Genomic DNA, 8,360 nt, shown 5'->3' with positions numbered 1-8,360 from the left:
CCGGTGGTGTGAGAGGACGGGGGAGGCGACTCCCCCTCCTACTCGATTCTGCATGCATGACCTAAGGGGCACCGGGGGCAGGCCTGTCGCCGGACAGCCCCGAGAGGCGGGGATACACGATTGCCTTGTGGAAATGTCGCTAACCGGTGGCCCTGAGGCGCGTCAACCCCTAAAATAGTCGCCGAGTCAAAACGACCCAAACACAGAAAAGTAACGTTGAAGGAAGTCGCCGTGAATCCGGTCAAGAAAACATTTCAGTACGGTCGCAGCACCGTCACCCTGGAAACCGGGCGCATCGCCCGCCAGGCCAGCGGTGCCGTGTTGGTCACCATGGACGATACCGTGGTGCTATGCACCGTCGTCGCCAAGAAAGAGCTCAAGCCAGGGCAGGACTTCTTCCCCCTGGCGGTGTTCTATCAGGAAAAAACCTACGCGGTTGGCAAGATCCCCGGCGGCTTCTTCAAGCGCGAGGGGCGGCCTACAGAGAAGGAGACCCTCACGTCTCGCCTGATCGATCGCCCGGTTCGCCCGCTGTTCCCCAAGGGGTTCATGAACGAGGTGCAGGTGATCTGTACCGTCCTCTCTACCGACCGCAACCATGACCCGGACATCGCCGCCATGCTCGGCACCTCCGCGGCGCTGTGCATCGCCGGCGTGCCGTTCAACGGCCCCCTGGGTGCCGCGCGGGTGGGCTTCGACGAGGAGAAGGGCTACTTCCTCAACCCCACCGTGGAAGAGCTTGCCAACTCCGAGCTGAACATGGTCGTTGCCGGTACCGAGAAAGCGGTGCTGATGGTGGAGTCCGAGGCCAAGGAGCTGCTCGAGGACGAAATGCTGGGCGCCGTGCTCTATGGCCACCAGGAGATGCAGGTCGCCATCGAGGCCATCAAGGAGCTGACCGCCGAGGCCGGCAAGCCGAAGTGGGACTGGCAGCCGCCCGCCGAGAACACGCCCCTCAAGGACGCCATTGCCCAGGGCTTCGAGGCCAAGGTGGGCGAGGCCTATCGTGTCACCGACAAGATGGCCCGGCAGGACGCCCTGTCAGCACTCAAGGCCGAGGCCGTCGAGCAGCTCGCCGGTGAAGAGGAAGGCAAGTTCGATGCCGATGAGGTCAAAGGCGCCTTCGCCGCGCTGGAGAAGCGTGTGGTTCGCTCCCGCGTCGTCAAGGGCGAGCCGCGTATCGATGGCCGTGACCAGAAGACAGTGCGGCCTTTGAATATCGAAGTGGGTAGCCTGCCCAAGACCCATGGCTCGTCGATCTTCACCCGCGGCGAGACCCAGGCCATCGTCATCGCCACCCTGGGTACCCTGCGCGATGCTCAGCTGATCGAGTCGCTGGAGGGTGAGCGCAAGGACCGCTTCATGCTGCACTACAACTTCCCTCCCTATTGCGTGGGTGAAGCTGGCTTCATGGGTGGACCCAAGCGTCGCGAAATTGGCCACGGCCGCCTGGCCCGTCGCAGCATCGAGGCCATGCTGCCCACGTCCGAGGACTTCCCCTACACCATCCGTGTGGTATCGGAGATCACCGAGTCCAACGGCTCGAGCTCAATGGCATCCGTGTGCGGCTCCTCGCTGGCACTGATGGACGCCGGCGTGCCGATGAAGGCACCGGTGGCGGGTATCGCCATGGGCCTGGTCAAGGATGCCGACGGCTTCGCCGTATTGACCGATATCCTGGGCGATGAGGATCACCTGGGTGATATGGACTTCAAGGTGGCTGGTTCGTCTGCCGGTGTGACTGCGCTGCAGATGGATATCAAGATCGAGGGGATCAACGAGGAGATCATGGAGGTTGCCCTTCAGCAGGCCAATGAGGCTCGCCTGCATATCCTCCAGCAGATGAACGACGTGATCGCCCAGAGTCGTGCGGAGGTGTCCGAAAACGCCCCCTCCATGGCAACCATCAAGATCGACCCGGACAAGATCCGCGACGTCATCGGCAAGGGCGGCGCCACCATTCGCAAGATCTGCGAAGACACCGGCGCCTCCATCGATCTCGACGACGACGGCACCGTGCGTATCTACGCCGAGGACAAGGCGGCGGCCAAGAAGGCCATCGATACCGTGCTGGCGATCACCGCCGAGGCAGAAATCGGCAAGCTCTACCGCGGCAAGGTGGTACGCATTGCCGACTTTGGCGCCTTCATCAACATCATGCCGGGAACCGACGGGCTGGTGCATATCTCGCAGATCGTGCCCGAGCGGGTCAACGACGTGCGCGACTTCCTCAATGAGGGCGACGAAGTCATCGTCAAGGTGCTCGATATCGACAATCGCAACCGGGTGAAGCTCTCGATCAAGGAGATCACTCCGGAAGAGAAGGCCGCCTTCGAAGCGGCGGAAGCCGAACCTGTCGTCTAAGACAGCCAGGGCTCCAACGAAAACCGCCCCCATGGCCTGGCCATGGGGGCGGTTTTTTTAGCATCGCGGCTGATCCGGCGACAGGCCCCAAGTGTCGGACCATCACGGAGGCGCTGTAAACCCTTACCTGGCAAAAGACCTCCGCTGAGGCCTGTCCCGAGCGGTGCCTTTATCTTTCAATCGCCAGTGCCACGCCTTGCCCGCCGCCGATACACAGGGTCGCAAGGCCCTTCTTGGCATCGCGCGCGATCATCTCGTGCAGCAGGGTCACCAGCACGCGGCAGCCGGAAGCGCCGATCGGGTGGCCAAGTGCAATGGCGCCGCCATTGACGTTGACCTTGGAGACATCCCAGCCCAGCTCCTTGTTCACCGACAGGGCCTGGGCGGCGAAGGCTTCGTTGGCCTCCACCAGGTCGAGGTCATCCAGCGACCAGCCGGCCTTCTCCAGGCAGCGACGGGTGGCCGGTGCCGGGCCGATACCCATGATGGCCGGATCGACGCCGGCGTTGGAGTAGGCGGCAATGCGGGCGAGCGGCTCCAGGCCCAGCTGCTTGGCCTTGTCGGCGGAACAGATCATCACCACGGCGGCACCGTCGTTGAGCGAGGAGGCGTTGCCGGCGGTAATGGTGCCATCCTTCTTGAAGGCCGGGCGCATGCCGCCGAGCTTGTCGGCACTCACTTCGCGCGGGTTTTCGTCGGTATCGAAGACCACCGGGTCGCCCTTGCGCTGGGGTATTTCCACCGGGACGATCTGGCTCTTGAACTTGCCGTCACGTATGGCGGCGGCGGCCTTTTGCTGGGAAGCCGCGGCGAACTCATCCATCTGTTCGCGGGTGATGTCGTACTTCTCGGCCAGGTTCTCGGCGGTGATACCCATGTGATAGTTGTTGAAGGCATCCCAAAGGCCGTCGTGGACCATGGTGTCGATGGCCTTCCAGTCGCCCATGCGCTGACCGTTGCGCGAATTGGGCAGCACGTGCGGGGATGCCGACATGTTCTCTTGGCCGCCGGCGAGGATCAGCTCGGCGTCACCGCAGCGAATCGCCTGGGTGGCCAGGTGCAGGGCCTTGAGGCCCGAGCCGCAGACCTTGTTGATGGTCATGGCGGGTACGGTGTCGGGCAGGCCGGCCTTGATGGCGGCCTGTCGGGCGGGGTTCTGGCCCACACCGGCGGTCAGGACCTGACCCAGGAGCACTTCATCGACCTGGTCGCCGGAGACACCGGTGCTGGCGAGGATGTCCTTGATCACCAGGGCACCCAGGTCGCTGGCGGGAATTCCGGCCAGAGAGCCACCGAAGGCTCCCACGGCGGTACGGCGGGCGGCAACGATCACCACATCTTGCATAAGAAACACTCCTGAAATCGGTCGCAGACGGTAGCCCTGTCAGCATAGGCGACGCTTGTGCGCTGCGGCAATGCCCCAATGGGGTGAAATTCGTCAGTCAGCGTCCCCGGGCCATGCCGCAGCCCATGGCATCGTGGTCGGCGAACAGCCCGCGGAGGGTGCGGCTACTCGTCAAGCGAGCTGAACGGGGATGGCGTTGCTGGTGTGGCTGATGTCGTTACCTTCCTTCAGATAGACCAGTGCCGGCTGATGATTGTCCAGCTCGGCATCGCTGTAGTGGGCGTAGCTGCAGATGATCACGCGGTCGCCGGGGCCGGCCAGGTGGGCGGCGGCGCCATTGATGGAGATGACCTGAGAGCCCTCTTCGGCGCGGATGGCGTAGGTAGTGAAGCGCTGGCCGTTCTCGACGTTATAGATCTGGATCTGCTCGTTTTCGCGGATGCCGGAGAGGTCCAGCAGGTCACCGTCGATGGCACAGGAGCCTTCATAGTTGAGTACGGCATGGGTGACGCGGGCCATGTGGAGCTTGGCCTTGAGCATGATGGTGTACATGGGAGCAGCTTCCTCCGGAATACGATGCACAGGGTGCACATTGAATGCCGCGTCAGTGGGTCAGCGCGGCAGGGTCAGGGTCAGGTTGTCGATCAGGCGGGTTGGCCCCAGCCGGGCGGCGGCGAGGAGCACGGCATCACGGGTGGACTCGTCGACCGGTGCCAGGTCGAGGCCACGCAGCTCCAGGTAGTCTGGCTCGAAGCCATTTTCCCGTAGCCTTGCCAGCCCTGCTCCCAGGCTGGCGGTGACTGGCTCGCCGGCCTCGAGGGCGTCGCGCAACTCGCAGAGCGTCTGGTACAGCAGGGGAGCGATGGCGCGCTGGTCGGGGGCCAGGTAGCCGTTGCGCGAGGAGAGCGCCAGACCATCCTCGGCCCGTACGATGGGTACGCCGACGATCTCGACGGGGAAGTGGAGGTCTTCCACCAGCTTGCGAATCACCGCCAGCTGCTGGTAATCCTTTTCACCGAAGCAGGCCGTGTCGGGCTGCACCAGGTTGAACAGAATGCTCACCACGGTAGATACGCCGTCGAAGTGGCCGGGTCTTGCGCCACCACAGAGCCCCTCGCTGACGGCAGGCACGCAGACACGAGTCTGTTCCTCCATGCCGCGGGGATAGAGCATGGCCGTATCAGGGGCAAACAGCAGGTCACAGCCTGCCTCTTCGAGCTTGGCCTGGTCATCGACCATGGTGCGTGGGTAGGCGTCCAGATCCTCATTGGGGCCGAACTGGAGCGGGTTGACGAAGATGGTCGCCACCACCACGTCGCCATGGCGGCGCGCTGCCTCCACCAGGGCGAGATGACCGGCGTGCAGGTTGCCCATGGTCGGCACCAGGGCGATACGCTGGCCGCGGCGGCGGTACGCACCGAGGGTCTCTCGCAGCTCAGGGATGTCTCTCAGGGTACGCATCTAGAACTCCAGGGTGTCACGAGGGAGCCAGGCCTTGCACGAAAAGTGCCTTCGCTCGCCGCCTTTTCGAACATATCCTAGAAACTGTGTTCCTCGGCCGGGAAGCGGCGCGCCTTGACGTCCTCGTGATAGCGGCGGAAGGCGCCTGGAATGTCGTCGGCCTCTGCCATGAAGTTCTTGACGAAACGCGGCATGCGGCCGTGGGTCACTCCCAGCACGTCATGCATCACCAGTATCTGGCCATCGGTGTCGGGGCCGGCGCCGATACCGATCACCGGCACGTCAAGTGCCTCTGTGATGGCGCGGCCGAGGCTGGCCGGCACGCACTCCAGCAGTATTACCGAGGCGCCGGCTGCCACCAGGGTGCGTGCATCCTCGAGAATCTGGGTGGCGCGCTCGGCATCGCGACCCTGCACCTTGTAGCCGCCTAGCTGGTAGACGGTCTGCGGCGTCAGGCCCAGGTGGGCGCAGACGGGCACCCCCCGCCGTGTCAGCTCGCGAATGCCGTCGGCCATCCACGCCTCGCCTTCCACCTTGACCAGCTCGGCACCGGCACGCATCAGCGCACCGGCGTCCTGCAGCAGGCGCTCCTGGCTGGAGTTGCTCATGAAAGGGAGGTCGACCATCAGCAGGCTTTGATCCTTGCCACGGGCCACGCAGCGGGTGTGGTAGCAGATGTCGTCCAGGGTGACCGGGAGGGTGCTGGCGTGGCCTTGCAGGACCATGCCCAGGGAATCACCGACCAGCAGCACTTCGATGCCGGCCTCGGACGCGCTCCGAGCAAAGGAGGCGTCATAGGCCGTCAGGCAACTGAAGGTTTCGCCTGCGCGCTTATGGGCCTTCAGAGTGCTCAGGGTGACGGTTTTCATGGCGTGCTCTCATGTTGTCCTCGGGTCGGCGCGGTGTTCTCCGCGCTGCCTTTGCGCGTGATTGTTACCAGAATGCGGGCGTGGTGTCGATAGGTAACACTTATCCTGGGTTATAAGGTAACACTCTGATCAGGTCCGGTGATCTCTGCTGCTCGGCCAGCGCGGTGACACTTTGGCCACCGGGAAGGATCAGCGTTGGCGCCAGCTCGGCGAGAGGGACCAAGACAAAGGCGCGTGCCTTCATCTCTGGGTGGGGCACCTGTAGTCGTGGTGTTGCGATGACCTGTTTCCCAAACAATAGCAGGTCCAGATCCAGGGTGCGGGGACCCCAGTGGCGCTGGCGAACGCGGCGATGGCGCTGTTCCAGTGCCTGCAGTTGATCGAGCAGCGCCAGTGGGGAGAGCCGCGTCGCCAGATGGGCCACGGCATTGATGAAGTCGGGCTGGTCCTGCGGCCCGACGGGACGGCTGGCATACAGGCTCGACACGCCTACCCGCTGCGTCAACGGCAGCTCGCCGAGCGCCTCGAGTGCCAGGGCCACCTGTGTTGCGGGCTCGTCGAGGTTGCTGCCAAGCCCCACGTAGACGTCAACCAGGGGGATCACGGGTTATCGGGGGGCGCACTGCGTCGGCGGCGCTTGCGGGGCCGGCGGCGCTTGGGGCGATCACCGGGCGTGGCGTTGGCGCCGGCTTTCTCCAGCAGGCGCAACTGCTCGTGTTCGTCGCCTTCCTGAAAGGCGGTCCACCAGTCGCCAAGTCCGGGTTCGACCTCGCCAGCCTCTTCCCGCAGCAGCAGGAAGTCGTAGGCGGCGCGAAAGCGCGGATGTTCCCGGGTCTGCAGTGCGCGTTTGCCGCGACGCAGGGGTAGTCGCTGCTGTAGGTCCCAGATGTCGCGCATCGGCATGCTGAAGCGCTTGGGGATCGAAATGTGCTTCAGCTGGCGCGAGAGCACCTGCTGAGACGCCAGCTGAAGTGCGGGGATGGGCGGCATCCCATCCTCCTCCAGCGTCGCCTGGCGAAGCTGTACGGGCCCCCACAGCAGTGCTGCGAACAGGAAGGCCGGCGTTACCGGACGCTCCTCACGGATACGCTTGTCGGTGCTGGCCAGGGCCGCCTCGATCAGGCCTTCGGTCCAGGGCAGCGTGGCCATGGCTTCTTCCGTTTCGGGGAAGAGCATGGGAAACAGGCCATAGTGGCGCAGCATGCGGAAGGTTTCGACACCATGGCCGGCCATGAACAGCTTGAGTATCTCGTCGAACAACCGTGCGGGCGGGATCTGCAGCAGCAGATGGGCCTGCTCATGGATCGGCGCCTCGGAGCCAGGCGCAATTTGGAAGTCGAGCTTGGCGGCGAAGCGGATGGCGCGCAGCATGCGCACGGGGTCTTCGCGGTAGCGTGTCGTCGGGTCGCCGATCATGCGCAGGGTGCGGGACTCGATGTCGCGAGCGCCGTTGGCGAAATCATGAATCGAGAAGTCGGCGATGCTGTAGTAGAGCGCATTGATGGTGAAATCGCGGCGCACGGCATCTTCCTGGATATTGCCCCAGACATTGTCACGCAGCAGCAGGCCTTGCTCGGACTGCTGGGCGATGTGGTCGCCATGGTCGTCGTTGGGTCTGCCACGAAAGGTAGTGACCTCAATGACTTCGCGACCGAAGCGCACATGCACGATGCGAAAGCGTCGACCGATGATCCGCGAGTTGCGAAACAGCTCGCGTACCTGCTCCGGCGTGGCATCGGTGGCGACGTCGAAATCCTTGGGCATTCGGCCCAGGAATGAATCACGAATGCAGCCGCCAACCAGATAGGCCTCATATCCTGCATTGTGCAGGCGATAGAGTACCTTGAGCGCCGACTCACTGAAGTGCTGGCGCGATACGGGGTGCTCGTTACGGGGAATGATCCGCGGGCCGGCTAGTTCAGCGGCGGCGGCATCATCGGGGCCGAAGAGTGACCTGAGATGTTCGCCAGGGCTCTGCAGAAAGCGGGTAAATCCTTTGAACATGCGGCGATATCGACTCGCAGTTTGCGAAAGTTGTTGAGTGTAGTCGACCAGCGACACCTTGCAAAGCGCTGCGCCGAATCGCTGTACAGCCCAAACAGCAAAAGAGGAGGCCGATTGGCCTCCTCTGACAAGCTGAAAATGCTGCGTCCATGCGGCTGTTTCTTCTTCGTGATGGCACATCGCCTTGAATACGCACCACAGTCACCAAGATTTCACAGGCAAGCAATGTTGTTGTGATTGTTGACGTTCCTGGTTGCGACCGCCTCGTATTCAAAACAATAATCCAACCACGACGGCATCGTGAATATGCCTACCTT

Annotated in this window: 7 protein-coding genes; 1 reads left to right on the top strand and 6 read right to left on the bottom strand. The window is 63.4% G+C overall.

The genetic code is table 11. The features are described from left to right. Positions 1–231 precede the first annotated feature (231 nt). The gene (pnp, locus tag KZO25_RS19650; protein WP_201025338.1) at positions 232–2,364 is read left to right on the top strand and encodes a polyribonucleotide nucleotidyltransferase; all 2,133 of its coding nucleotides are present in this window, start codon (positions 232–234) and stop codon (positions 2,362–2,364) included. 169 nt (positions 2,365–2,533) lie between these two features. On the opposite strand, the gene KZO25_RS19645 is transcribed toward pnp, so the two are convergent. From KZO25_RS19645 to pcnB, 6 genes are all read right to left on the bottom strand, one after another. Continuing rightward, positions 2,534–3,709, bottom strand: a complete 1,176-nt coding sequence (locus tag KZO25_RS19645) for an acetyl-CoA C-acetyltransferase (RefSeq protein WP_066451849.1) — start codon at positions 3,707–3,709, stop codon at positions 2,534–2,536. Positions 3,710–3,880: 171 nt separating this feature from the next. Beyond that, entirely contained in the window at positions 3,881–4,261 is a 381-nt protein-coding gene (panD, locus tag KZO25_RS19640; RefSeq protein ID WP_223138198.1) for an aspartate 1-decarboxylase, read from the bottom strand. Positions 4,262–4,321: 60 nt separating this feature from the next. After that, complete coding sequence (gene panC / locus KZO25_RS19635) at positions 4,322–5,170, bottom strand: pantoate--beta-alanine ligase (protein WP_223138197.1); 849 nt, start codon at positions 5,168–5,170, stop codon at positions 4,322–4,324. 77 nt (positions 5,171–5,247) lie between these two features. Continuing rightward, entirely contained in the window at positions 5,248–6,039 is a 792-nt protein-coding gene (gene panB, locus KZO25_RS19630) for a 3-methyl-2-oxobutanoate hydroxymethyltransferase (protein ID WP_066451846.1), read from the bottom strand. A gap of 100 nt (positions 6,040–6,139) precedes the next feature. After that, positions 6,140–6,643, bottom strand: a complete 504-nt coding sequence (folK, locus tag KZO25_RS19625; protein ID WP_316935942.1) for a 2-amino-4-hydroxy-6-hydroxymethyldihydropteridine diphosphokinase — start codon at positions 6,641–6,643, stop codon at positions 6,140–6,142. After that, a complete protein-coding gene (gene pcnB / locus KZO25_RS19620) occupies positions 6,640–8,043 on the bottom strand; it encodes a polynucleotide adenylyltransferase PcnB (protein ID WP_223138196.1) in 1,404 nt (467 codons plus the stop codon). The genes folK and pcnB overlap by 4 nt, the downstream gene beginning before the upstream one ends. Between the last annotated feature and the right edge of the window lie 317 nt (positions 8,044–8,360).

It is taken from the genome of Halomonas sp. ANAO-440, assembly GCF_019915905.1.
Taxonomy (GTDB): domain Bacteria; phylum Pseudomonadota; class Gammaproteobacteria; order Pseudomonadales; family Halomonadaceae; genus Halomonas; species Halomonas chromatireducens.
This window is presented reverse-complemented; position numbering and strand designations above follow the sequence as displayed.

What these genes read in the sequence shown, in the direction of transcription:
- pcnB (WP_223138196.1), bottom strand. Translation starts at nt 8,043, where the DNA reads ATGTTCAAAGGATTTACCCGCTTTCTGCAGAGCCCTGGCGAACATCTC.
- panC (WP_223138197.1), bottom strand. Translation starts at nt 5,170, where the DNA reads ATGCGTACCCTGAGAGACATCCCTGAGCTGCGAGAGACCCTCGGTGCG.
- panB (WP_066451846.1), bottom strand. Translation starts at nt 6,039, where the DNA reads ATGAAAACCGTCACCCTGAGCACTCTGAAGGCCCATAAGCGCGCAGGC.
- panD (WP_223138198.1), bottom strand. Translation starts at nt 4,261, where the DNA reads ATGTACACCATCATGCTCAAGGCCAAGCTCCACATGGCCCGCGTCACC.
- KZO25_RS19645 (WP_066451849.1), bottom strand. Translation starts at nt 3,709, where the DNA reads ATGCAAGATGTGGTGATCGTTGCCGCCCGCCGTACCGCCGTGGGAGCC.